The following is a 25,354-nucleotide window of genomic DNA, read 5'->3' on the forward strand; positions in this document are numbered from 1 at the left end:
AGCCATGACACTTCATATTTCCTACCCCGCTGAGCTGCCCGTCTCCGAGCGCCGCGAGGATCTGATGGCGGCCATCGCCGCAAACCAGGTGACCATCATTGCCGGCGAGACCGGTTCAGGTAAGACCACGCAGATCCCCAAGATGTGCCTCGAACTTGGCCTTGGAGACAAGGGCTTGATCGGGCACACCCAGCCCCGCCGGCTGGCAGCCCGTACTGTCGCAGAACGCATCGCCTCGGAACTGGACGTGGAGATCGGCCAGGAGGTGGGTTTCCAGGTCCGATTCACCGGTGAGGTCAGCGCGTCCACCAAGATCAAGCTGATGACCGACGGCATCCTCCTCGCGGAGATCCAACGGGACAAGCTGCTGCGGAAGTACAGCACCATCATCATTGATGAGGCCCACGAGCGCAGCCTCAACATCGACTTCATCCTGGGCTACCTCAAGCGCATCCTCCCCCAGCGCCCGGACCTCAAGATCATCATTACTTCGGCCACCATCGACCCCCAACGCTTCGCCAAGCACTTTGGCAGCGAGGAAGATCCGGCGCCGATCATCGAAGTATCCGGGCGGACTTACCCGGTTGAGATCCGTTACCGTCCGCTGTCCCAGCCCGCCGGCGCGGACGACGACAGCTCGGACGACGAACTGGAAGAAGACCGCGACCCCCTGGATGCTGTCTGCGATGCCGTGGACGAGCTCGCCAAGGAAGCTCCGGGCGATATCCTCATCTTCTTCTCCGGTGAACGCGAAATCCGTGATGCTGCGGAGGCCATCAACGGCCGCATCCAAACGAACCGCCGCTTGGCCGGGACGGAAGTACTGCCGCTCTTTGCCCGGTTGAGCCTGCAAGAGCAGCACAGGGTCTTCAATCCCGGCGGCAAGCGGCGCATCATCCTGGCTACCAACGTCGCCGAGACCTCGCTGACGGTCCCGGGCATCAAATATGTGATCGATACCGGCACCGCGCGAATCTCCCGATACTCCCACCGGACCAAGGTCCAGCGCCTGCCCATCGAACGAGTCTCCCAGGCTTCGGCCAACCAGCGTTCGGGCCGCTGTGGGCGAGTGTCCGAGGGCATCGCGATCCGCCTCTACTCCGAGGAGGACTACGAGTCGCGTCCACAGTTCACGGACCCGGAAATTCTCCGGACCAACCTCGCAGCGGTCATCCTCCAGATGACCGCCATGGGCGTTGCCCGCAGCCCCAAGGACGTCGAGAACTTCCCCTTCGTGGAGCCGCCGGATTCCAGGGCCATCAACGACGGCGTCACGCTCCTGCGCGAACTCGGTGCCTTGAGTTCGCCCAAGTCCGGTGACGCGGGCGGCGGCGGCCGGAGCGGCAGCGGCCTCACCGCCGTCGGGCAGAAGCTTGCCCAGCTTCCGGTCGACCCGCGGCTTGGCCGCATGATCGTAGAGGCTGGTAAACGTGGCTGTGTCCGCGAAGTCATGATCCTCGCGGCCGCCCTGACCATCCAGGACCCCCGCGAACGGCCCACGGACAAGCAACAGCTGGCCGCGGAAAAGCACGCCCGGTTCCGCGACGAGATCTCGGATTTCACTGGCTTCCTCAACCTGTGGAACTACATCCAGGAAAAGCAACGCGAGCTGTCCTCTACGCAATTCCGTAAGTTGTGCCGCAACGAGTTCATCAATTACTTGCGCGTCCGGGAGTGGCAGGACCTCTTCACCCAGCTCCGGCAACTGGCCAAGCCGTTGGGCATCGCCCTGGACAACAAACGCGAAGCCGATCCTGTGGGCAACTACGAGGGCATCCACATCAGCTTGCTCTCGGGTCTGCTCAGCCATATCGGGCTGCTGGATGAGCGCAAGCGTGAATATGCCGGTGCCCGTGGCAGCCGCTTCGCCATCTTCCCGGGCTCGGCCCTGTTCAAGAAGTCTCCGGCGTTTGTCATGGCAGCCGAACTGGTGGAAACCAGCCGGCTGTGGGCCAGGGTTGCTGCCAAATTCGATCCCCTGTGGGCTGAGCAGGTAGCTCCCGACCTGGTCAAGCGGTCCTACAGCGAACCTCACTGGTCCTCGCGGCAGGGCGCCGTCATGGCCCATGAGAAAGTCACACTCTACGGCGTCCCCATCATTCCCAACCGCCGGGTCAACTACGGACGGGTCGATCCGGAACTCTCCCGTGAGCTGTTCATCCGCCATGCGCTGGTGGAGGGCGAGTGGAGGACCCATCACAAATTCTTCCACCGCAACCGTGCCCTCCTCCAGGAAATCGAGGAACTCGAGACACGCATGCGGCGCCGTGACATCCTGGTGGACGATCAGACGCTCTTCGAGTTCTACGACGCCCGTGTCGGCAAGGACGTGGTCTCCGAGAGGCACTTTGACAAGTGGTGGAAGGATGCCCGCCAAGCGGATCCCACGCTGCTGGATTTCGACCAGTCCCTCCTGATGAGCGAAGACGCCGACGCCTTGGACGACTCCGCTTATCCCAAGACGTGGCTGCATAAGGGCTTCGAGCTCCCCCTGAGCTATGAGTTCCATCCCGTGGCACCGGGGTCTGCCCCCAATCCATCGGACGGCGTCACCGCTGAGGTTCCCGTGCTGTTCCTCAACCAGTTGGACGACGCCCCCTTCCGCTGGCAGATCCCGGGCCAGCGGGTGGAGCTTGTGACAGCGCTCATCAAGTCGCTGCCCAAGCAGGTGCGGAAGAACTTCGTTCCGGCCCCCGATGTCGCACGGCAGGCAACCGCCGCTTTGGAAGCGGACTTCGACCCCGCATCGGATGAGCTGGAGCCGTCCTTGGAACTGGTGCTGCGCCGCCTCCGGGGGCACATCATTCCGCCAGGTTCCTGGAACTGGGACGCAGTACCGTCGCACCTGCGCGTGAGTTTCAAGGTGGTGGACAGCAAGGGCAAAGTCCTGGATGAGGGCAAGGACCTTGCCGAACTCCAGGAAAGACTTGCTCCGGCCACGCGCCGTGCCATCGCCGAATCACTGGGCGCGACCCCGGCCACGACCCAGCGCGCCAAGCTGGGCAAGGGGGCCGGCTCCACGGACAGCAAACCGTCGACGGCGGCACACCACGCCGCCTCGACCGCCGGCAGCGCCGATGGAGTGGTGGCTGAACGCAGCGGAATCACCCAGTGGGACTTCGGCACCGTGGAGCGCCAGGTCACCCGGACGGTCAAGGGGCATGCCGTCACCGGGTTCCCGGCAATAGTGGACGAAGGAAAATCCGTGGCTCTTCGGGTGTTCCAAACGCGTCAAGAGCAGGAAGCCGCCATGCGTGGTGGCGTGATCAGGCTCCTGGCCTTGCGGATCCCGCCTCCGGACCGCTACGTCCTGGAACACCTGAGCAACACGGAAAAACTGACCTTCAGCCAGAACCCCCACGGATCCGTCAGTGCCCTGATTGCCGACTGCGCCCTGGCAGCCATCGACAAACTGGTACCGCAGGATCTGCCGTGGGACAGGCAATCCTTCGATGCGTTGTATGAAGTCGTCCGTGCAGAACTGATCGATACCGTGTTTACGGTCACTGCCGTCGTCGAACGGATTCTGGCGAGTACCCGACGCATTCAGAAGGAGCTGAAGTCCAACGCCAGTCTGCCGCTGATCAGCGCCCTCAACGACATGAAGAGCCAACTGGAGCAGCTGGTCTTCCCTGGCTTTGTGGCACAGACGGGCTACGCGCAGCTCAGTCAACTGCCTCGCTACTTGCAGGCGATCGAGAAGCGCCTGGAGAAGCTTCCCGGCAACGTGCAGCGCGACAGCCTGAATATGGCCATCGTGCAGGCGCTGGAGGACGACTACGACGACGCCGTGTCCGCGCTGCTGCCGGGACGACGCGCAGGTGCGGAGTTAACCCGGGTGCGCTGGATGATCGAGGAACTGCGGGTGAGCCTCTTCGCCGTGGAACTCGGCACCGCATATTCCGTCTCGGAGAAGCGTATCCGTACGGCACTGAACCAAGCCCTCGCCCCGGCCTAACGCCGGGAAAAGAAAACCCGGCGGTGCTGTTTGGCACCGCCGGGTTAACTGGTCGCAGACCTCAATCCCGGGGAACGGCGTCCCCATGCCCGGCCGACCGGAGCGCGGCACGGAGCTTCACAGCGGTGGCATCCATGACGGCGGGATCCGGGTTATGGTCCACGTTGTGGATCTCGAAATCCGCGGTGGAGTATGCCGGCCAGACGTGGACATGCAGGTGGTCCACCTCGAAGCCTTCCATCAGGACTCCTACCCGTTTGGCGTCAAACAGGTCTTCCTGGACCTTCCCGATGCTTTGGGCGACATTCATGACTTTCGCCAGCAGTTCCGTGCCTGCATGGGTCCAGGAATCCACCTCCTCGCGGGGCACCACCAGGGTATGACCTTGGGTAAGCGGCGCAATGGTCAGGAACGCCACCACGTCCTCGTCCTTCCAGACAAAGCGGCCCGGAATCTCCCCGTTGATGATCTTGGTAAACAGCGTGCTCATGCGTCGGCCCTTTCCGATGGTTCCTGGAGTGTCGAAGTGTCCAGCACGAAACGGTACTTCACATCGCCGGCTACCATGCGGTCATATGCCTCATTCAGCTGTTCGGCTCCCACAATTTCAATGTCACTGGCAACTCCGTGTTCCGCACAGAAGTCCAGCATCTCCTGTGTTTCCTCAACGCCGCCGATCAACGAACCCGCGTATGCGAGCCTGCGGCGGATCAGCAGCCCGGGGCTGACCGGAGGCATGTCGTCGGCAGGCAAGCCCAGTTGGAAGAGGGCTCCGTCCAAGCGAAGGGTCCGGAAGTAGGGGTTGAGGTCGTGCGGCGCTGCCACAGTGTCGATAATGACGTCAATGCTCCGGTTGGCGGCCTCCATGGCGTCTGCATCCTTGGACAGGACCACGTGGTCCGCGCCAAGCTCCCGGGCAGCGCCAAACTTTGATTCGGAGGTGGTGAAGACGGTGACCTCCGCCCCCATGGCCTTGGCGATCTTCACGGCCATATGTCCCAGTCCGCCCAATCCCACGACACCTACGGCGTCGCCTTCTTCCACATCGAAATATCGCAGCGGAGAATACGTCGTAATCCCGGCGCACAGCAAAGGCGCCGCCGCTGCCGGGTCCAGGGATTCGGGGACACGCACAACAAACCGCCGGTCCACTACCACCGACGTCGAGTACCCGCCTTGGGTGATGGCGTCCCCATGACGTGGGTCCGGGGCACCGTACGTGCCGATGTTCCCCCGCTCGCAGTACTGCTCAAGGCCTTCAAGGCAGCTTTCGCATTCGCGGCAGGAGTCCACCATGCAGCCAACGCCTACGTGGTCGCCGGCGGCGAAGTCCGTTACCGCGGAGCCGACACGGGTTACCCGGCCAACAATTTCATGGCCGGGAACCAGCGGGTAGGGCGGAGTGCGCCATTCCCCCCGGGTCGCATGGACGTCGGAGTGGCACAGCCCGCAGAATTCAATGGCGATCTCTACGTCATCCTCGGTGGGTGCGCGGCGGGAAACGGTGAGGGGAACCAATCCACTGTCGGGGGACGTCGCGCCGTACGCTGCCGCCAAGGTGGCGGTTCCGGTTTCGCTGGTGTCCAGGGTGATGGGTTTGGCAAGGGGCGGGGGTACTGGGCGTCCGGGAGTCATGATCCGACGCTACTCCCGGCGGCTGTGCTTGTGCCACTTGGTCCGCCGGCATCCTCAGTGCTGTGGTCGAACGGTTCAGCGCCCATCGCCACCGGATTGTCAGGATTGTTGGACCATTGCGAGAAGGAGCCAGGGAAAAGGGCCGCCTGGTACCCCGCGATCTCCAGTGCCGCAATTTCGTGGCTCGCCGTAACTCCAGACCCGCAATAGACCGCAATGGTGGACGACTCTTCAACTCCCAGCGCTTCAAAGCGGCGACGAAGTTCCTCCGCCGGCAGGAATGTTCCGTCGGCTGCAAGGTTCCCTGTGGTTGGGGCACTCACTGCCCCCGGAATGTGCCCTGCCCGCGGATCAATCGGCTCGACTTCGCCCCGGTAGCGCTCTCCGGCCCGCGCATCGAGCAGAACTCCCCTGTCATGCCACTGCGCGGCTTCCTGCTCATCGATGGTGCTCATGCCTCCCGCCCCCAATGTCACCTTGCCGGCAGCGGGGTTTACCTCCCCCGCCTCCACGGGGTAACCGCTCGAGCGCCAGGCGGCCAGGCCGCCGTCGAGCAGGAACACGGAGTCAACACCGGCGTTGCGCAGCATCCACCAGACACGGGCCGCGGCCATGCTGCCGCTGTTGTCGTACGCAACGATCGTGTCGCCGTCGTCGATTCCCCACCGTCGGGCTGACTCCTGAAACAGTTCCGGAGACGGCAACGGGTGCCGTCCACGCCGAGGCTGCGCGTGGTCGGCGAGCTCACCGGGAAGGTCCACGAACACTGCCCCGGGAAGATGCCCAGCCAAGTATTCACTGTGTCCGTCAGTCCGGCCGAGCACCCAGCGGACGTCCAGGAGCACCGTCCGTCTCCCGGCTTCGAGGCGCCCGCGCAGTTCCGAGGCACTGATCAGCGTGGCCATATCTTCTCCTTCTTTCCCGCGGCATGGGCTCCCGGTGCTGCCGGCGCCCGCTTTCCAGCCTAGGCTTATCCGGTGAGCAATTCGTGCATTCAGGACAGGGCATGGGCCAGCGAGGCCATCCGCACCATCGAGGCCGAGAACAACCGGTCGGCGGACACGCACCTTTACGCGGTACCCCTCCCTGAGCAGTGGGGCGTCCAGCTGTACCTCAAGGACGAGTCGACCCACCGTTCAGGCAGCCTCAAGCATCGTCTGGCGCGTTCGTTGTTCCTCTACGGACTGGTAAACGGCTGGATCACTGAAGGCACCACCATCGTTGAAGCCTCCAGCGGCAGCACGGCAGTGTCCGAGGCCTATTTCGCCCGGCTCATTGGACTGCCCTTCATCGCGGTCATGACCAAGACCACGAGTCCGGAAAAGATTGCCCTGATCGAGGAATTCGGCGGCGCCTGCTTGCTGGTGGACCATGCTTCCGAGGTCTACGCCGTGGCCGAAGAAACCGCAAAAACCTCCGGCGGCTACTACATGGACCAGTTCACGTACGCGGAACGCGCCACTGACTGGCGCGGCAACAACAACATCGCGGAATCGATCTTCGACCAACTGGCCCTCGAAGAACACCCGGTCCCGGAATGGATCGTCGTCGGAGCGGGCACCGGCGGCACCAGCGCAACAATAGGCCGATATCTGCGATACAACCGCTACCCCACCCGCCTTGCCGTGGTGGACCCGGAAAACTCCGCATTCTTCCCTGCTTGGCGGGACGGCGACACAGCGGCAGCTACAGGGCTGCCTTCACGGATCGAAGGCATCGGCCGTCCCCGGTCCGAACCGAGCTTCGTGCCGGCGGTCATCGACCACATGATCCAGGTTCCTGACGCCGCCTCCGTGGCCGCCATGCGCCACCTCCGCAAACTCACCGGCCTGCACGCAGGACCTTCCACCGGCACCAACCTGTGGGGCGTCTGGCAGTTGGTGGCCAGGATGGTCGCCGAAGGTCGCCGGGGCAGCATCGTGTCGCTGATGTGCGACGGCGGCGACCGCTATGCGGGCAGTTACAACGACGCTGCCTGGCTGGCGGCGAAGGGGCTGGACCCCTTGCCGCACGAGGCCGTCCTGGATCGGTTCCACGAAACAGGGGTCTGGACCGGCTAGACCTCCACTGAGTCCCCGGGAGCAAGACGCTCGTACGTGGTCCCGTAGCGGGCGCCGATCCGGGTGACGTGGCCTTCCACGATGCCTCGGCCCAGCTCGTTGAGCAGTGCATCGTGAACCGGGAACGCCTTGGGGGCCCGGACCGAAATGACGTAGTCCACCACCTCCCCCACCTTGGACCACGGGGCATGGATGGGCACCAGGAGTGTCTTGACATCAATCCCATCCGGGACCACGAAGGAGTCCCCGGGATGGAAGACGTTCTCATCCACCAGGTAGCCGATGTTGGCCACCACCGGGAGCTGCGCGTGGATCACTGCATGCTGGCCGCCGAACGTCCGAACGTTGAAACCTGCGGCTTCGAAGCTTGAACCTGGCTCTGAGATGTGAACCCGGTCTGCGATGTCTGCCTCTTCCCGCAGCGTGCCTGCGACACCGGCAGGCGCATGGACCTCAAGCGCAGAATTGCTCCGAAGCGCAGAGAGTACCGCGGTCCGGTCAATGTGGTCAGTGTGCTCATGCGTGACCAGGACGGCATCAGCTCCGGTCAACGCTTCTCCCGATTCCGAGAACGTCCCGGGATCGATCACCAGAACCTTCCCGTCTTTTTCCAACCGGACACAGGCGTGGGTGTATTTGGTCAGCAACATGACCAAAGCCTAGGACCACCGGCTGACAGTTTCCAAGCCTGCCCTGCTGGTAAAATTGGGGTTTGCCAGCATCCCCAGGGAAGTGAGTCCTTCAATGCCCCACGGCACCCATTCCGCCACGACCGGCCCCTCGGCGCCGGCCACCAGCGGCGTTAAGGAGCAGCGCGTTACCAAGCAGCGTTTGGCCGTCAGCGCAGCCCTTGACGAATTGGATGACTTCGTCAGCACGCAGGAACTGTACCGGCTGCTGCAGAACAAGGGCACTTCCGTGTCTCTGGCCACCGCTTACCGCATCCTTCAATCGTTGGCCGAGGACGGACTCATCGATGTCCTCCGCAACGGTGAGGGTGAGGCGGTCTACCGTCGTTGCACCGTCACCGGGCACCACCATCACCTGCTGTGCCGGAACTGCGGCAAGGCAGTTGAAGTTGAGGCACCCGCCGTCGAAACCTGGGCCGCGCGGACCGCCGCGGAGCACGGCTTCACGGAGGTGGCCCACACAGTGGAGATCTTCGGGCTGTGCCCGGAATGCACCGCGAAGAAAGCAGCCGGGACGCTTTAGAGAGCTCCCGCGGGCTGGTCCCGGGACACCCTGCCGTTGAGGCCCCTGGTGGCCCGGACACGTCCGATCACCCTGCACACCACGTAGATCAGGAATGACAAGGTAGTGACGTACGGGCTGATCGGGATCCGGCTGCCGAGGGCCAGGAGGATTCCGCCCACGGTAGCTGTCATCGCGAAGACCACGCTCAGCAGCACGACCAGGCGGGGCGACGTCGTCACCCGCAACGCCGCGGCTGCGGGCGTAATGAGCAACGCAAGGACCAGCAGGGCACCGACGATCTGGATGGACAGCGCCACGCTCACACCCAGCAGCACCATGAACCCAATCGCCAGCCCACGGACCGGGACTCCCCTGGCCTCGGCCATTTCGGGGTCCACGCTGGCGAAGCTCAGTGGACGCCAGATGGCCGCCAAAGCGATCATCACCACCACAGCCGTGCCCGCAAGCACCTGCAGTTGCACGGTGTCCACTGACACAATCTGGCCGGTCAACAAGCCGAACTTATTGGCTGCCCGGCCCTCGTAGAGTGCCAGGAACAGTATCCCCAGGCCCAGGCCGAAAGGCATGATGACGCCGATAATCGAGTTCTTGTCCCGCGCCCGTACGCCCATGAAGCCCAGGAGGACGGCCGCAGCAACCGAGCCGATCAACGAACCGAAAATGATGTCGGCACCGATCAGCAACGCGAACGCAGCACCGGCAAAGGACAGCTCGGAGATGCCGTGTACGGCGAAGGCAAGGTCCCGTTTCATCACGAAGGTGCCCACCAGTCCGCCCAGCAGCCCCAGCACGGCACCTGCCCAGATGGAGTTCTGAACCAGGACCAGCAGCTCACCATAATTCTCGAAGTTGAAAATGGTCTGCAGGATGGTGTCGAGGTCCATCTAGAACTCCTCGTTGGCGGTTGCGTGGGCATCGTCATGGAAGTGCGTGGTTGCGTCGGGAAGACCGACGACGACGATCCGCCCGTTGGTATGGATGACCTCCACATGGCTGTCGTACAGCTCCGAGAGGACTTCCGTGGTCATGACTTCCTGGGGCGTGCCTACACGGAATTGGCCGCCGGCCAAATAGAGGACACGGTCAACGTAATCCATCACAGGGTTGATCTCGTGGGTCACAAAGACAACGGCGCTGTTCCGCTCATGGCATTGCTCGTTGATCAGCGAGCTCACGCCCTGCTGGTGATGCAGGTCCAGGGACAGGAGCGGTTCGTCGCACAGCAGGACCTGTGGCTCCGTTGCCAATGCCTGCGCCACCCTGAGCCGTTGCTGCTCTCCACCGGACAGTTGCCCTACGGGCACCTTTGCGTAGTCGGAAGCGCCCACCAGCTCCAGTAATTCGTCGATGCGCTGGTTGACTTTCCCCGAGGAAAGCCGCATGCCCCACCGGTGGCCGTCAATGCCCAGGCCCACCAGGTCGCGGGCACGCAAGGGGGTATCCGGAGCAAAGGACTTTTGCTGCGGTATGTACCCGATCCGCTTGCTGCCCCGCTCCACCGGATGACCGCCCAGGGAAACTGTTCCCGAGTGCAGTTCCTGCAGCCCAAGGAGAACCTTCAGGAAGCTGGTCTTACCGCTGCCGTTGGGCCCCAGGACTGCGAAGAACTCGCCCGGGTTGATGTCCAGATCGAGGTCCCGCCAGAGCGTTCTTTTGCCGAACTGAAGGCTGGCTCCACGCAGGCTCACTACCGGTGTCAAAAGTTGTCCTCGATCCACGCGCTCTTCGGAACGCAGTTGTGTGCCGCTGGTGTCGGCCGCTGTGCTGGTGGCAGGCGAAAGGCCCCGCAGCCATCCTGAATATCTTAGGACGCCGGCAGGGTCCTCCACCGCATAGCCGGTGTCGGGGAAGGCTACTTCTTCAGTGCGGAGGACACGGACTCCACGTTGTCAGCCATCCACTGCAGGTAGTCCTTACCGTCGGGCAGCGTCTCCGTGAAGTTCACCACCGGCACGTCTGCGGCCTCCGCGGCACGCTTGACGGCTTCCGTCTGGGGTCCTTCTGTCTGCTGGTTGTAGGCCAGGAACCGCACGGATTTGGCACTGACCAGGTCAGTGGTTTCCTTCAGCACGGCGGCCGGGACATCAGTTTCTTCTTCAATGGCTGCGCTGTACGCCTCTGGAGTCTTGTTCTCCAGTCCGGCCGCTTCCAGGAGATACAGGGGCACGGGCTCCGTGACGGCTACCGGCGCGTGCTCGTTGGCGGCTTTGATGGCATCGAGCTTGCCCGTGAGGTCGGCGAGCTTGGCCTTGAAGGCTTCGGCATTGGCTGTGAACGTTGCGGCCGATCCCGCATCCAGGCTGCCGAGCTTGCCGGCCACCGCGTCTGCGAGCTTGCCCATGGTCTCCAGGCTGTACCAGACGTGTTCGTTGAATTCGCCGTGGTCGTGGGTGTGGCCTTCTTCGCCGTGGGCTTCGTCGCTATGGGCTTCTTCTTCCGGGGCGAGGCCCGAGATTTCGACCGCGCTGATCATGTTCTCATGGCCGACCTTGGTCTCGTCAGCAATCTTGTGAAGGAACCCGTCGTAGCCCCCGCCGTTCTCCACGACAAGCTTGGCCTTGGAGATCACCAGCTTGTCCTGGGCATTTGCCTCGTACGAGTGCGGGTCCTGGCTCGTCTTGGTGATGATGGCGTTCACGTTGACCTTGTCCCCGCCGATTGCCTTCACCACGTCTCCGTAGACGTTCGTTGACGTGACCACTTCAATGGCCCCGGACGACGAGGAGTTGTTTGCTCCTGCGGTACCCGCGCAGGAGGAAAGCAGCAGGGCGGCAATACCTGCGGAAGCGGCCATGGACAGGCGGGCGGCGGAACGGCGCACGGGAACCTCGATCTACTCACAATGAGAATCAGACACAATAACTGGCTCACACCAGTGTAGCCCTAAATGGGAATCATTCCTATTTAGAGCAGACTGGCGCCGATCGGATTCGATCGGCGCCAGTCTGTTCTCTACTGATTTATTTAGTTAGCTTGCTGGTCTCCGTAGCGACGGATGCCCGTCGCCTGCGTGGCGTCGCGGATCTCACCAACCAACTGCTCGATGACATCCTCGAGGAACAGCACGCCCTGGGTTTCTCCGCCGGTGCCGATAACACGGGCGAGGTGCGATCCCGTCCGCTGCATCACGGACATGGCCTGCTCGATTTCGTCATCCGGCGCAAGGTTGGCAAACGAGCGGATCCGCCCTTCGGCAATGGGATGCCTGCGACCCTCATCCGGGATGGACAGGATGTCCTTCACATGCAGATAGCCAGCGAGTTCGCCGTCGTCGTCAACCATCGGGAAACGGGAGAATCCCGTGCGGCTGACCGCCTTTTCCAGGTCCACCGGAGTTGAAGCCGTCTTCAGAACAACCAGCTTGTCCAACGGGACCATGATGTGGGAAGCGGTGTGTTCCGAGAACTCCAAGGCACCGCTCAACAAGCCTGCGTCGTCGTCCACCAGCCCATGGCGCGTGGACTCCTGCACGATCGATTGGACTTCCTCCAACGTGAACGAGGAGGACACCTCATCCTTGGGCTCGATCTTCATGAGCCTCAGGATGTGGTTCGCCAGCCAGTTGAGTGTCCAGATGATGGGGTTCACCAGGCGGGCAATGAACATCAATGGCGGCGCCAACAGCAGGGCAGCTTTGTCCGCCACCGAAACCGAAATGTTCTTCGGAACCATCTCACCGAAGGTGACATGCAGGAACGTGACGAACAACAAGGCAATCGCAAACGCGATGATGTCCGCCAGCTCAACAGGAACGCCCACGAGTTCAAGGGGTTCGGCCAGCAAATGATGGATGGCCGGTTCGGCCACCTGGAGGATCAACAGTGAACAAACCGTGATACCCAGCTGCGCACACGCGAGCATGAGAGAAACATTTTCCATGGCGCGCAGCGTTGTCTGTGCGCGCTTGGAGCCGGCCTCGGCCAAAGGCTCAATCTGGCTGCGCCGGGCCGACATGACGGCAAACTCGGCACCCACGAAGAAGGCGTTGCCAATCAGGAGGACGACGAGCCATACGATACCTACCCAGTCGCTCATACAGCACCCGCTTCATGACGCGGGTTTTCCGCATCCTCCGGAGAGGACTCGTCCGTCTTCACATGATGGAAACAGATCCTGTCAATCCTTCGGCCATCCATCCTGGTCACCGTGAGCGTCCCGCCCACCGTGTCCACGACGTCGCCTGTCCTGGCAATGCGCCCCAGCTGGCTCATCACGTAGCCACCCACAGTTTCATAGGCGGATTCATCAGGAACCGTCAGGTTGGGAATTTGTTCCGAGACTTCGTCCGGCCGCAGGAGCCCAGGGAAGTACCAGTCGCCGGAGGCGCTCTGCAGCACTCCCGGGCGGACCTTGTCATGCTCGTCAGCGACTTCGCCAACGATCTCTTCCACCAGGTCTTCGAGGGTGGCAATGCCGGCTGTTCCGCCGTACTCGTCCAGTACGACGGCCAACTGCAGGTTCCCTTCGCGCAGTTCCGAAAGGAGCGCATCCAGGTGGATGGTTTCAGGAACCTGGAGGACGTCGGTCATGATCGCTCCCGCCTGCAGCTTGGCCCGCCGCTCGGCAGGCACGGCCACGGCCTTCTTGATGTGCACGACTCCGCGGATGTCGTCTGTGGAATCGCCAATGACGGGGAACCGGGAATATCCGGTGCGCCGCGCAGCGTCGAGGATGTCGGCCACCGGTTGGTCGGCGTCGATCGTTTCCATGCGGATGCGTGGCGTCATCACATCAGCGGCCGTGCGCCCTGAAAAGTTCAGGGTGCGGGCAACAAAGTTGGCGGTACCGGCGTCCAAGGTCCCAAGTTCAGCAGAACGCCGCACCAGGGAGGCGAGTTCAGCGGGTGTCCTCGCCCCGGAGATCTCTTCCTTGGCTTCCAGACCAAACAGGTTCAGCACTTTGTTGGAGAACCCGTTCAAAACCACGATGGCCGGCTTGAAAACGGCCGTAAACATCAGCTGCGGGCGGGCAAGGCGCTTGCCCAGCGGGAACGCGAGGGCGATGGCCATGTTCTTCGGGACCAATTCGCCGATCAGCATCGACAGCAGCGTGGCAAAAGCCATCGCCACGATCAGCGCGACCGAATGGGCCACCTCAGGGGCAAGGCCCAGCAGGCCCAACGGGCCACGGAGCAACTGGCCCACGGAGGGCTCCATCACGAAGCCTGTCAACAATGTGGTCAGGGTGATGCCCAGCTGGCAACTGGAAAGCTGCGTCGAGAGTGACTTGAGACATCTCAGCAGCGGGGCGGCAGCGTGGTCGCCGTTGTCAACCGCGCGCTGAACGCTCGCTTGGTCCAGCGCCACCAGGGAAAACTCAACTGCTACAAAGAAACCGGTGCCCAGAATCAAGGCAAAGCCGGCGAGAAGAAGAATCCATTCCACTTAGCGCATCACTCCACGAGTGGGCACGTGCAAGGGAAAGAATGCCTCTGGCGCGGGGTCTGGACCCGGCGGAGGCTGGTCGGGCCCCGCGGACACGTGGTCCGTGGAACCACCGGCTGTAAGCGCCGGCGCGTGATGGGCATGTGAACGGGTATTGCCGGCTCGACGGGCACGCTGTGCGGAGTTGCCAGTTTGGCTCCCCCGACAGTTCCCAGGCCGGCACCTAGATTTACTGTCCATAAGGGTTACAGTCTACAGTCCAGCCCCTGAGGCCCTCCAACGGCAGGCTTAACTCCGCGACAAAAACGCAGGGCCACCCCACTAAGTCAGCCGCAACATGATTTAGGTCACCACTATTGGCAGTTAACCAACGATCCTAACTAGACTGTCAGGGGTCTGAGTTCGCGGGACCCGGACCCTGTCCCATCGTTGCGGAAAAGCAACTTTGGCCAGCGGGAAAACAACACTCATGGAAGAGGCGTATTTCAAGTGCCAGAGCAGCCCAGCCACCGTCTACCAGAGGAATTTGGCGGAAACGAGTGGCTCGTTGACGAACTGTACGAGCGGTACCAACAGGACAAGAATTCGGTCGACACCAAGTGGTGGCCGCTCTTTGAATCCTTTGCTTCTGCTGACGGCACTTCTTCCAACGGAACCTCCGCAGCTCCATCAGCTGCCAATCCCCCTACCCAAGTACTTCCCGTGGTAGCCCCGGCTGCAGCGGCGACGGCACCGGCGCCGACCGCTCCTGCAGCTGCGCCTGCCGCGGAACCGGCCGCTCCGGCCGCACCCGCCCCGGCGAAGAAGGCACCGGCCACTGTTGCCCGGGACGGAGCAAAGAAGCCCGCCGCCGGCACTGCGGCACAGCCCATTCCGGCCCAGCTGCCCAAGAGCACCAAGGCACCGACGGCACCAGAGGAAGATGTCGTCTCCGTTCTCCGGGGTCCGGCCAAGGCCATTGCCACCAACATGGTGACCAGCCTTGAAGTACCCACGGCAACGAGTGTCCGCGCCATTCCCGCCAAGCTGCTCATCGACAACCGGGTGGTCATTAACTCCAACCTCGCCCGTGCCCGCGGTGGCAAGGTCTCCTTCACCCACCTCATCGGCTACGCCGTTGTCCGGGCTTTGTCCCAGTTCCCGTCGATGAACGTCTACTACGACGAAATCGATGGCAAGCCCAGCGCTGTGCAACCCGCACACGTCAACTTCGGCATCGCCATTGACATGCCCAAGCCCGATGGCACCCGCCTCCTGATGGTTCCCAACATCAAGAAGGCCGAGACCATGGACTTCGCCGAGTTCTGGCACACCTACGAGGACCTGATCAAGCGTGCCCGCAACGGCAAGCTGACGGCGGACGACCACGCCGGCACCACGGTCTCCCTGACCAACCCCGGCGGCATCGGCACCGTGCACTCGGTACCGCGTCTTTCCAAGGGCCAGGCCGCCATCATCGGCGTCGGCGCCCTTGACTACCCGGCGGAGTTCCAGGGCGCGAGCGAGAAGATCATCGCCCAGAACGCGATCAGCAAGATCCTCACCCTGACCTCCACCTACGACCACCGGGTCATCCAGGGTGCCGGAAGTGGAGAGTTCCTCAAGCTGGTCCACCAGCTCCTGCTCGGTGCGCAGAACTTCTACGACGAGATCTTCGAAGCCCTGCGCATCCCGTACGAGCCCGTCCGCTGGAGCCCGGACCTCCAGGTGGATCCTGCCGATGAAATCAACAAGGTTGCCCGCATCCAGCAGTTGATCCACTCCTACCGCGTGCGCGGCCACCTGATGGCCGACACCGATCCCTTGGAATACGTCCAGCGCAAGCACCCGGACCTCGATGTCCTGACCTACGGCCTGACCCTGTGGGATCTGGACCGCGAATGGCCTACCGGCGGATTCGGCGGCAAGCCGCAGCTGAAGTTCCGCGACATCCTTGGTGTCCTGCGTGATGCTTACTGCCGCACCACGGGCATCGAGTACATGCACATCCAGGAGCCCGCTGAGCGCAAATGGTTCCAGGACCAGTTGGAGCACCCGTACTCCAAGCCGAGCCGCGAAGAGCAGCTGCGCATCGTCTCCAAGCTGAACGCCGCAGAGGCTTTCGAAACGTTCCTGCAGACCAAGTTCGTTGGCCAGAAGCGATTCTCCCTGGAGGGTGGCGAGTCCCTGATTCCGCTGCTCGACGCAGTCATCTCGGACGCAGCTGACGACGGACTGGACGAGGTCGCCATCGGCATGGCCCACCGCGGCCGCCTCAACGTCCTCACCAACATCGCCGGAAAGACCTATGCACAGGTGTTCCGCGAATTCGAAGGTACCCAGGACCCGCGCTCGGTCCAGGGTTCCGGTGACGTCAAGTACCACCTCGGTACCGAAGGCACCTTCACCTCGGACAACGGCAAGCAGACCAAGGTCTACCTCGCTGCCAACCCGTCCCACCTCGAAGCCGTCGATTCCGTACTCGAGGGCATCGTCCGCGCCAAGCAGGACCGCTTGGACCAGGGTGAGTCGTTCCCTGTCCTGCCGATCATGGTCCACGGTGACGCCGCGTTCGCCGGCCAGGGTGTTGTGGCTGAGACCCTCAACCTCTCCCAGCTGCGTGGCTACCGCACCGGCGGTACCATCCACGTGATCGTCAACAACCAGGTTGGCTTCACTACGGCGCCGTCGTCATCGCGTTCGTCCACGTACTCCACGGACGTTGCCAAGATGATCCAGGCACCGGTGTTCCACGTGAACGGCGACGACCCCGAGGCAGTGGTTCGTGTCGCGCAACTCGCTTACGAGTTCCGCCAGCGTTTCCACAAGGACGTTGTCATCGACATGGTCTGCTACCGCCGTCGTGGCCACAATGAGGGCGACGACCCCTCGATGACCCAGCCGCTCATGTACAACCTGATCGAAGCCAAGCGCTCCGTCCGCAAGTTGTACACCGAGTCGCTAATCGGCCGTGGCGACATCACCGAGGAAGAAGCGGAGCAGCTGCTCCGCGACTACCAGGAGCGCCTGGAGCGTGTCTTCGCTGAGACACACGCAGCGCAGACCTCGCCGATTCCGATCATCACCGCGGATTCCGCAGCCGTCTCCGACATAGAGCGTCCCATCGCCCAGCAGGCCGACTTCGGGACCAACTCCCCGGCGTCCACCGCCATTTCCGCCGAGACCCTTGCCCGCATCGGTAAGGCCCACCTGGAAATTCCGGACGGCTTCACCGTGCACTCCAAGCTCAAGCAGCTCCTGGAGAAGCGTGAGCAGATGTCCCGCGAAGGCGGAATCGACTGGGGCTTCGGTGAAATCGCAGCTTTCGGCTCGCTGATCATGGAGGGCGTGCCCGTTCGTCTGGCCGGCCAGGACTCCCGGCGCGGCACATTCGTGCAGCGTCACGCCGTGTTCCACGACCGCGCCAACGGCAACGAATGGCTGCCCCTGGGCAACCTTTCGGATGACCAGGCCAAGCTGTGGATCTACGACTCTCTGTTGTCCGAATATGCAGCCATGGGCTTCGAATACGGCTACTCGGTGGAACGCCCGGACGCCCTGGTCCTGTGGGAAGCCCAGTTCGGCGACTTCGTCAACGGTGCCCAGACCATCATCGACGAGTTCATCTCCTCGGCGGAGCAGAAGTGGGGCCAGCGCTCCTCGCTGGTGCTCATGCTCCCGCACGGTTACGAAGGCCAGGGGCCGGACCACTCCTCTGCACGCATCGAGCGTTTCCTGCAGATGTGCGCCGAGGACAACATGATCGTGGCCAACCCCACGACGGCCGCCTCACACTTCCACCTGTTGCGTCGCCAGGCCTACAGCCGTCCGCGCAAGCCGTTGATCATCTTCACGCCGAAGCAGCTGCTCCGCCTCAAGGGCGCCGCATCCGCCGTCGAAGACTTCACCACGGGCGGCTTCCGGCCGGTCATTGGCGATCCGGAAGTTCAGCCGGCCAACGTGGACCGGGTCATCCTGGTCTCGGGCCGCCTGTACTACGACCTCCTGTCCAACCGGCAGAAGTCCGGCGACACCTCGACGGCAATCATCCGCGTGGAGCAGTTGTACCCGCTGCCCAAGGCTGAGATCGACGCCGAGCTGGCCAAGTACCCGAACGCCGACATCGTGTGGGCGCAGGACGAGCCCGCCAACCAGGGTCCGTGGCCGTTCATGGGCCTGAACCTGGCGCCGGAACTTGACCGCAAGCTCCGGTTGGTCTCGCGTCCGGCGTCGGCCTCCACGGCTGCCGGTTCCATGAAGCGCCACGCCGCTGAGCAGGACGCCCTGATCAAGCAGGCGTTCGAACGCAAGTAGGCAAAACTGCCCGGCCTGAGGAGCGAATGCGCCCCTTAGGCCGGGCAGTTCTGTTTAATGGGACAGGTATCAGGTTCCAGAACCGGCCGATGATCCGGCAAACTGTGCAAGGACCGTAACGAGTGTGAAGAGGTAACCGTGGAAGACAGGAAGCTGCGCATCGCAGCTGTTGGAGATGAACTACTCGCGGGCCTGGGGGATCCCCGCGCTTTGGGTTGGCTCGGACGAGTGCTGGCCCGTACGCCCCAGGATGCCGTCGTAGTGGAGAGTTTCCCACTCCCCTGCCCCATGGAAGGCACTGAAGGCCTGGCCGCACGGTGGCAGGATGAAGCCGGAAGGCGCTTCAGCGACACCCACGAGAACCGCCTGGTGATCGGACTATCGGGCCGCGACCTCGAGTTTGGCCTGTCCACGGCGCGCAGTCGATTGAACTTGGCCAACATCCTGGATGGAGCCTCGCACAGCAGCGTGGAGGTCTTCGTGGTGGGGCCGCCCCCGACGCTGGACCCTGCACGGAACAAGCGCCTCGCAGAACTCAACACGGCTTTTGCTGACGTCACTACCAGGCGGAACCACCACTACGTTGACACGTTCTCCCCCCTGCTCAACCACGAGCAGTGGAGGACAGACCTCGCCGCCAATGGCGGAACGCCGGGCCAGGCAGGCTACGGATTGATCGCCTGGCTCGTCCTGCACCGCGGCTGGTTCCAGTGGCTTAACATCGCCCAGCCGGAGTAGCCGGCTCCGAGGACACCATTGCCTTCCGGACATACGCGATATATCGTGAGTTCATTGACGCGATATATCGCAATCTGGAGGGATCATGTCTGAGGAACTATGGACTGTGACAAGTCCGCAAACCATCGAAGTGGACAACGTCCGCTCTCTCAAACTGGGAATCGTCAAGGGCCGCTTTGACGTCATGACCCACGATGAACCTTTTGTCCGTATCGAAATCACCGAGATCACGGGCGATCCCTTGACAGTAACGCTCGTCGACGGCCGCCTGGAAGTACGCCATCAATTGCAGGGCCCGCAAGGCTGGTTCCGCAACTTGATGGGAACCGTCAACAACACCAGCACCAACTCCGTGGTGGTCGGGATCGCCCTGCCGTCCGGCGTCGATGTGGAAGCTGGAACTGTCAGCGGCGACGGCATGGTCTCCGGGACCAGCCAACGGACCCGCCTGAACACCGTCTCGGGCTCCGTCATGGCGGATGGAACCAGCGGCGAACTGCACGTCAACACCGTCAGCGGCGAGGTCATCGCCAGGAACCACGACGGCGTCCTGACCGCCAAGAGCGTCTCAGGCGAGGTCACTGCTTCGGGCACGTTCAAGAACGTCCGAGCCAGCACCGTCAGTGGCGACCTCAGCTTCGATCTGCAGGACTATACAAACGATCTTGGAGCCAACTCCGTCTCCGGGGACTTGACCATCAGGCTGCCGCATGACGTCGGCCTGGACATCGTGGCGAAGTCGGCCAGCGGAACCGTGGTGATTGACGACCAGATGTACGCCCAGCCCGGCAGCAACGTGCACACGATCGTGGGTCCGGACGAAAGACTCATGCTGGTGCGCACCAACACGGTGTCCGGCAAAACCTACATCATGCATGGGTCTGCGCCGGAGACGGACAGCAACCACCAGGTTCCCGGCGAGGCGGGCCTCTGATGCCTCCCGTGTTCGCCCACGGCGCCCTGCGCCTTTACTTGCTGGCGTTGCTTGAAGCAGGGCCCAAACACGGATACGAAGTGATCAAGGCCCTGGGTGACCGGTTCGGTGGTACGTACTCCCCCAGCGCGGGAACCATCTATCCACGCTTGGGCAAGTTGGAAGAAGAAGGACTCGTGGCCACGGAGAGCGAAGGCCGCCGTACCAAGTACTTCATCACGGAGGCCGGCCGTGCCGAACTTGATGGCCGCCGTGAGGAGTTGGCGGACGTCGAAAATTCCATTTCGGCCTCAGTCAGACGGTTGGCCGACAACTTGCGCGAAGACATCCGGACCAACATGCGCGGCTTGCGGGCAGACCTGGCGGCAACAGCAGAGGCGGCGCGCACCAGCGCAGCCACCGCGACTGCCAGAAGCAGGACCGCCGGCCACACTCCGGAGGGCCAGCGCTTGCTGAAGGAAGCAGAATTGATGGTCCAGTCATTCAGGGACGATATCCGGGTGGAGTTGCGGCTGCATGGCGCTTCGCAGCCTTTGACGCCCGTGGCACTGGAAACCGTGCGTACGGTGCTGGACCAAGCACGCATCTCGATCAGGAATTCGCTGAGGAGTTAACGCAGTGGTGGGTTCAGCCGGCCGCACACCGTTCCCGGTTCGCGACGCGGCACCTTGATGTGCGAAACTGGAGGGCAGCTCTATTGAGTATCAATCATTGAAGGAGGCCAGCTATGAGCAAGCGTGCACGTAAGCGTCGTGACCGTAAGCGCGGCGGCGCGAACCACGGCAAGCGTCCCAACACCTAAGCCAGCGGCTTAGTGTCACAGGCTTAAGAGCGAGGGCCCCGGAAACCATGCGGTTTCCGGGGCCCTTGGCGTTGGTGCCAGAAGCTGGTCAGGCCTCTACTGGCTTGATCGAGTGGATCCTGTCCAGAATGGAATTCTTGAGGTTTTCCGGTGCCGACTCGGTGCAGGACCGCTTAACCATGGTTCGAATGAGGCACTCGAGGTCGTACTGTTCAGCGCATTCCTCGCAGGTGTCCAAGTGCTGCTTGATTTCGCTGAGGTCCTCCCGGGTCAATGCGCCGTCGAGGTATTCATAGATCCGCTGCATTCGCGTATCGTCGCAATCGCCCAATCCCTGGCAGTCGCTCATTTCTCTTTCTCCTGATTGTTGCTTCCGGCCGCGGCCTGATCTTCGGTTTGGGCCCTGAAGCCCCGTTCGGTGGCGTAGTCCGCCAGCATGTCCCGCAGCATCTTCCTGCCGCGGTGCAACCGTGACATGACCGTGCCGATGGGAGTATTCATGATTTCCGAGATTTGCTTGTAGGCGTATCCCTCAACGTCTGCGAAGTAGACAGCCAGCCGGAATTCTTCCGGGATCGACTGCAACGCATTCTTGACGTCGGAATCGGGCAGGTGGTCCAGCGCCTCGGTTTCCGCTGACCTCAGCCCTGCGGACGTGTGCGACTCTGCCTTGGCCAACTGCCAATCCTCGATGGTGTCCGAGTTGGACTGCAGGGGCTCACGCTGCCGCTTGCGATAGAGGTTGATGTAGGTGTTGGTCAAAATGCGGTACAGCCATGCTTTGAGGTTGGTTCCCGGCTTGTACTGGTGGAAGGCCGAAAATGCCTTGGTGTAGGCCTCCTGAACCAGGTCCTCTGCATCTGAAGGGTTCCGTGCCATCCTCATGGCGGCCGAATACAACTGGTCCACATACTGCATGGCGTCGCGCTCAAAGCGCACCCGCCGCTGCTCGGGAGTCTCCGTAGCGACATCGACGTCGGGTGCGGCCGCGGCGTCGTCCGCGCCGGCCGCCTGGTACATGGCCGCTGCGGCCGGTTCCGTGGTGCTCATCGTTGCCAAGTCTACTGTCAGCTGCGGGGAATCCGGCTGCATGCCGTACCCGAGCTCCGGCAGAACCGCACGGTCCTTAACCAAAGTCAAAAAACCAACTCCGTTCACCAAGGCGGCAACACCGTGCCGCAGTCCGGTCTCCACCGCACCACTAGTTCACAACGGCGGCTGCTGGGTAAATATTCCGCAAAGGTGCAAGACTAGAGCAGACTGCACCCCGTGAACACAACACTCATTGACATAGTGTGGCAAGCCATCCAGGAGGCAAGACATGTCTGTTATCCGTTTTCTCGCGCGGCCCATGCTCGCATCCAGCTTCGTCGTCGCAGGTCTGGACAAGCTCAGGAACGCTGACGACACCGCCAAGCAGCTCTCGCCCGTCCTTCGACGGGCATCGGAATCCCTGCCCTTCAAGACCGACGAGAAAACCCTCGCGCGTCTTATTGGTGGCGCCCAGCTGGGGGCCGGAGCCTTGCTCGGCCTCGGCAAGCTCTCCCGTTTTGCCGCGACCGTTCTGACTGTGACGTCAGCGTTGAACTCCTACGTGGAATGGCGTTCAGCTGACATCAGCACCAAGGAGGGACGGAGCGCACGTAAGGCCCAGCTTCTGAAGAACATCTCACTGACGGGCGGAGTCCTCCTCGCCTCGGTGGATACCGCCGGACGTCCGAGCATCGCCTGGCGTGCCGAGCACTTGGCCGCCGATGCCAAGAAGGTGACGGGCAAGCAGATCAAACGGGCAGACAAAGCTGTACGCAAGGCCGTAGACAACGCAGTTGGAGCATAAGGAAGCATGACAGGTACCACCGCCGCAAACACCGGATCACCCACAACGGCTGCCTCGCTGCCCCTGTGGCCGGCCCCCTACGCCAAGGGGCCGGTCAACGCCACAGTGACAGTGCCTGGTTCGAAGTCGTTGACCAACCGGTTCCTCGTGCTGGCTGCTTTGGCGGATGGTACCTCCCGGTTGCGGGCGCCGCTTCATTCCCGTGATTCCGCCCTCATGATCCAGGCCCTGCGTCACTTGGGTGCCACGGTCAACGAGGTCCCGGGCGACGGCGACTATGGGCCGGACCTGGAGATCACCCCCATGGACCCCGCCGCCGCGGGCGCCGGAGCAACGGTTGATTGTGGCCTCGCAGGAACTGTCATGCGGTTCGTTCCCCCGCTGGCGGCGTTGCGCAGGGGTTCCACCGTCTTCGACGGTGATCCGCATGCCCGCAACAGGCCCATGGGTACCATCATCGAGGCGTTGATGGCCCTCGGCGTCCCTGTCGCAGACGAAGGCGGCAGGACGCCGTCGGCCCTTCCTTTCACCGTGGAGGGCACCGGCGAGGTCCGGGGCGGTCACTTGGTGATCGATGCCAGCGCTTCATCGCAATTCGTGTCCGCCTTGCTGTTGGTGGGCGCCCGCTTCACCGAGGGACTCCACTTGGAGCACGTCGGAAAGCCGGTACCCAGCCTTGACCACATCACCATGACTGTGGAGGTCCTCCGCAGCGTGGGGGTCACCGTGGATGACTCCGTGCCCAACCACTGGCGGGTCTCCCCCGGACCCATCAGGGCCTTCGACCAGAGGATCGAGCAGGATCTATCCAACGCGGGGCCCTTCCTTGCTGCAGCACTGGCGACGCAAGGAACTGTCCGCATCACCAACTGGCCGTCCGGAACCACCCAGGTCGGGGACATGTGGAGGACGATCCTCGCCACCATGGGAGCAACCGTCACGCTCGAAGACGGGACCCTGACAGTGACCGGCGGCCCGTCGATCAAAGGCGCCGACTTCGACGAAACCAGCGAACTCGCCCCCACCGTCGCCGCTTTGTGCGCACTTGCTGCCGGCCCCTCGCGGCTGACCGGCATTGCCCACCTCCGTGGTCACGAGACGGATCGGCTGGCGGCACTTGTCACCGAAATCAACGCCCTGGGCGGCGACGCCGAAGAGACCGCAGACGGCTTGGTCATCCGCCCCGCTGCCCTGCACGCCGGAGTGGTCCACAGCTACGCCGACCACCGCATGGCCACTGCGGGCGCCATCCTGGGCCTCGCCGTCGAAGGCGTCCAGGTGGAAGACATCGCCACGACGTCAAAGACCATGCCGGAGTTCCCGGAGATGTGGGCTCGAATGCTTGAGACGATCCCCGGTACGGATGGGGCCAGCAACTGACCATGGGCCGCGATGCACGTTCCTGGGATGAGTCCGACGTCCGGATACGACCCAACAAAAAAGGTTCAAGGCCCCGTACCAAGGACCGGCCCAGCCATGATGATGCCGTCATTGGCCGGATCATCACCGTGGACCGCGGGCGCTACAGGGCCATTGTGGACGAAGATTCCGCGGATGAACGCGTCATTATCGCCGCCCGCGCCCGTGAACTGCGGCGAAACCCCGTAGTGCCCGGCGACTTCGTCGCTTTGGTGGGGGACGTTTCCGGCGCCCCGGATACCCTTGCAAGGCTGGTCCGGGTGGAGGAGCGCCGGACGCTCCTGCGGCGCAGCGCGGACGACACCGACCCCATCGAACGCGTGGTGGTGGCCAACGCCGATCAACTGGTCATCGTCGTGGCCGCCGCCAACCCTGAGCCGCGCACCGGATTCATCGACCGCGCCCTGGTCGCTGCCTACGACGCCGGCATCGAGCCGTTGCTGCTCATCACCAAGGCCGACGTCAAGGATCCGGCGGAATTGCTGGCCAACTATCTCAGCCTGGATTTCCCGGTGATCATCAGCCGCACGGCGGACTCCGGGGCAGGCGGCATTGATGCCCGCTCCGATGACGGGTTGTCGGCACGTTTGGACAGGGACGCCGTAGCCCAGCTGCGCTCCCATCTTGGCGGAAAAGTAACCGTCATGCTTGGCCACTCGGGCGTAGGAAAGTCCACCATGGTCAATGCCCTCACAGGTGCGGAGAGGGCCACCGGCGGCGTCAATGCCGTGACGGGCCGTGGTCGGCATACTTCCTCTTCCGCTTTGGCCCTGAAACTTGCCGACGCTCCGGCCGGCAGCTGGATCATCGATACTCCCGGCATCCGGTCCTTTGGCCTCGCCCACGTTGACCCGGACCGGATCCTGCATTCCTTCCCGGACCTTGAGCCCGGCACGGAGGCCTGCGAACGTGGGTGCAAGCACGATGCAACCGCCGTTAACTGCGGTCTGGATCCCTGGGTGCGCGAAGGCCATGCAGGACCCTCGGGAGAAGCCAGACTGGCGTCGCTGCGCCGGTTGCTGGGTGCGGACCCACGGTTGGAAGCGAAAGAGACCAAGGAACTGGGCACCGTCAACTGA

Annotated in this window: 22 protein-coding genes; 11 read left to right on the forward strand and 11 right to left on the reverse strand. The window is 62.9% G+C overall.

Annotated features, from left to right (window positions below; all coding sequences use genetic code 11):
- The first annotated feature begins 4 nt into the window (after positions 1-4).
- A complete protein-coding gene (hrpA, locus tag QF015_RS09835; protein ID WP_429388677.1) occupies positions 5-3,958 on the forward strand; it encodes an ATP-dependent RNA helicase HrpA in 3,954 nt (1,317 codons plus the stop codon).
- Between the two features lie 61 nt (positions 3,959-4,019).
- On the opposite strand, the gene QF015_RS09840 is transcribed toward hrpA, so the two are convergent.
- Genes QF015_RS09840 through QF015_RS09850 form a run of 3 tightly spaced genes read right to left on the reverse strand, consistent with a single transcriptional unit; the run spans position 4,020 to position 6,498 of the window.
- A complete protein-coding gene (locus QF015_RS09840; protein WP_310208930.1) occupies positions 4,020-4,448 on the reverse strand; it encodes an HIT family protein in 429 nt (142 codons plus the stop codon).
- On the reverse strand, positions 4,445-5,593 hold the full coding sequence (locus tag QF015_RS09845; protein WP_429388679.1) for an NAD(P)-dependent alcohol dehydrogenase: 1,149 nt from the start codon (positions 5,591-5,593) through the stop codon (positions 4,445-4,447). The genes QF015_RS09840 and QF015_RS09845 overlap by 4 nt, the downstream gene beginning before the upstream one ends.
- On the reverse strand, positions 5,590-6,498 hold the full coding sequence (locus tag QF015_RS09850; RefSeq protein WP_429388680.1) for a sulfurtransferase: 909 nt from the start codon (positions 6,496-6,498) through the stop codon (positions 5,590-5,592). Before QF015_RS09850 ends, QF015_RS09845 begins: the two co-directional genes overlap by 4 nt.
- Before the next feature lie 72 nt (positions 6,499-6,570).
- On the opposite strand from QF015_RS09850, the gene QF015_RS09855 reads away from it, so the two are divergent.
- Positions 6,571-7,653, forward strand: coding sequence for a PLP-dependent cysteine synthase family protein (locus QF015_RS09855; RefSeq protein WP_310208934.1), 1,083 nt, complete (start codon positions 6,571-6,573; stop codon positions 7,651-7,653).
- On the opposite strand, the gene QF015_RS09860 is transcribed toward QF015_RS09855, so the two are convergent.
- Positions 7,650-8,303: an MBL fold metallo-hydrolase gene (locus tag QF015_RS09860; RefSeq protein ID WP_429388683.1), complete on the reverse strand. Its 654-nt coding sequence runs from the start codon at positions 8,301-8,303 to the stop codon at positions 7,650-7,652. The two genes, QF015_RS09855 and QF015_RS09860, sit on opposite strands and share 4 nt — an antisense overlap.
- Before the next feature lie 94 nt (positions 8,304-8,397).
- Between QF015_RS09860 and QF015_RS09865 the strand changes: the two genes are divergently transcribed.
- A complete protein-coding gene (locus QF015_RS09865; protein WP_310208938.1) occupies positions 8,398-8,865 on the forward strand; it encodes a Fur family transcriptional regulator in 468 nt (155 codons plus the stop codon).
- On the opposite strand, the gene QF015_RS09870 is transcribed toward QF015_RS09865, so the two are convergent.
- The 5 genes from QF015_RS09870 to QF015_RS09890 all read right to left on the reverse strand — a co-directional run bounded on the left by QF015_RS09870 (position 8,862) and on the right by QF015_RS09890 (position 14,252).
- Positions 8,862-9,752, reverse strand: coding sequence for a metal ABC transporter permease (locus QF015_RS09870; protein WP_310208939.1), 891 nt, complete (start codon positions 9,750-9,752; stop codon positions 8,862-8,864). The genes QF015_RS09865 and QF015_RS09870 overlap by 4 nt on opposite strands.
- Complete coding sequence (locus QF015_RS09875) at positions 9,753-10,556, reverse strand: metal ABC transporter ATP-binding protein (protein WP_310208941.1); 804 nt, start codon at positions 10,554-10,556, stop codon at positions 9,753-9,755.
- Positions 10,557-10,720: 164 nt separating this feature from the next.
- Entirely contained in the window at positions 10,721-11,689 is a 969-nt protein-coding gene (locus QF015_RS09880) for a metal ABC transporter solute-binding protein, Zn/Mn family (protein WP_429388685.1), read from the reverse strand.
- Between the two features lie 143 nt (positions 11,690-11,832).
- On the reverse strand, positions 11,833-12,903 hold the full coding sequence (locus QF015_RS09885; RefSeq protein WP_310208945.1) for a hemolysin family protein: 1,071 nt from the start codon (positions 12,901-12,903) through the stop codon (positions 11,833-11,835).
- Positions 12,900-14,252 carry a hemolysin family protein gene (locus tag QF015_RS09890; RefSeq protein ID WP_429388687.1) on the reverse strand — a complete coding sequence of 451 codons (1,353 nt, stop codon included), beginning with the start codon at positions 14,250-14,252 and terminating at the stop codon, positions 12,900-12,902. The genes QF015_RS09885 and QF015_RS09890 overlap by 4 nt, the downstream gene beginning before the upstream one ends.
- Before the next feature lie 489 nt (positions 14,253-14,741).
- Between QF015_RS09890 and QF015_RS09895 the strand changes: the two genes are divergently transcribed.
- The 5 genes from QF015_RS09895 to QF015_RS09915 all read left to right on the forward strand — a co-directional run bounded on the left by QF015_RS09895 (position 14,742) and on the right by QF015_RS09915 (position 21,019).
- Positions 14,742-18,545, forward strand: a complete 3,804-nt coding sequence (locus tag QF015_RS09895) for a multifunctional oxoglutarate decarboxylase/oxoglutarate dehydrogenase thiamine pyrophosphate-binding subunit/dihydrolipoyllysine-residue succinyltransferase subunit (RefSeq protein WP_310208949.1) — start codon at positions 14,742-14,744, stop codon at positions 18,543-18,545.
- A 138-nt stretch (positions 18,546-18,683) separates the two neighbouring features.
- A complete protein-coding gene (locus QF015_RS09900; protein ID WP_207593932.1) occupies positions 18,684-19,283 on the forward strand; it encodes a GDSL-type esterase/lipase family protein in 600 nt (199 codons plus the stop codon).
- 85 nt (positions 19,284-19,368) lie between these two features.
- Positions 19,369-20,217, forward strand: coding sequence for a DUF4097 family beta strand repeat-containing protein (locus QF015_RS09905; RefSeq protein ID WP_429388690.1), 849 nt, complete (start codon positions 19,369-19,371; stop codon positions 20,215-20,217).
- Positions 20,217-20,831, forward strand: a complete 615-nt coding sequence (locus QF015_RS09910) for a PadR family transcriptional regulator (RefSeq protein ID WP_310208954.1) — start codon at positions 20,217-20,219, stop codon at positions 20,829-20,831. The genes QF015_RS09905 and QF015_RS09910 overlap by 1 nt, the downstream gene beginning before the upstream one ends.
- Positions 20,832-20,944: 113 nt before the next feature.
- On the forward strand, positions 20,945-21,019 hold the full coding sequence (locus tag QF015_RS09915) for a 50S ribosomal protein bL37 (RefSeq protein WP_369299106.1): 75 nt from the start codon (positions 20,945-20,947) through the stop codon (positions 21,017-21,019).
- Between the two features lie 88 nt (positions 21,020-21,107).
- On the opposite strand, the gene rsrA is transcribed toward QF015_RS09915, so the two are convergent.
- A complete protein-coding gene (rsrA, locus tag QF015_RS09920) occupies positions 21,108-21,368 on the reverse strand; it encodes a mycothiol system anti-sigma-R factor (RefSeq protein WP_310208956.1) in 261 nt (86 codons plus the stop codon).
- A complete protein-coding gene (locus QF015_RS09925; RefSeq protein ID WP_310208957.1) occupies positions 21,365-22,159 on the reverse strand; it encodes a sigma-70 family RNA polymerase sigma factor in 795 nt (264 codons plus the stop codon). The genes rsrA and QF015_RS09925 overlap by 4 nt, the downstream gene beginning before the upstream one ends.
- Positions 22,160-22,340: 181 nt before the next feature.
- Between QF015_RS09925 and QF015_RS09930 the strand changes: the two genes are divergently transcribed.
- The 3 genes from QF015_RS09930 to rsgA are packed head-to-tail and all read left to right on the forward strand — an operon-like array spanning position 22,341 to position 25,354.
- On the forward strand, positions 22,341-22,856 hold the full coding sequence (locus QF015_RS09930; protein ID WP_310208959.1) for a DoxX family membrane protein: 516 nt from the start codon (positions 22,341-22,343) through the stop codon (positions 22,854-22,856).
- Between the two features lie 6 nt (positions 22,857-22,862).
- Positions 22,863-24,236: a 3-phosphoshikimate 1-carboxyvinyltransferase gene (gene aroA, locus QF015_RS09935; RefSeq protein ID WP_310208960.1), complete on the forward strand. Its 1,374-nt coding sequence runs from the start codon at positions 22,863-22,865 to the stop codon at positions 24,234-24,236.
- Positions 24,237-24,238: 2 nt separating this feature from the next.
- Positions 24,239-25,354: a ribosome small subunit-dependent GTPase A gene (gene rsgA / locus QF015_RS09940; RefSeq protein ID WP_310208963.1), complete on the forward strand. Its 1,116-nt coding sequence runs from the start codon at positions 24,239-24,241 to the stop codon at positions 25,352-25,354.

This window comes from Paenarthrobacter sp. TE4293 (genome assembly GCF_050435325.1).
GTDB lineage: Bacteria > Actinomycetota > Actinomycetes > Actinomycetales > Micrococcaceae > Arthrobacter > Arthrobacter nitroguajacolicus_C.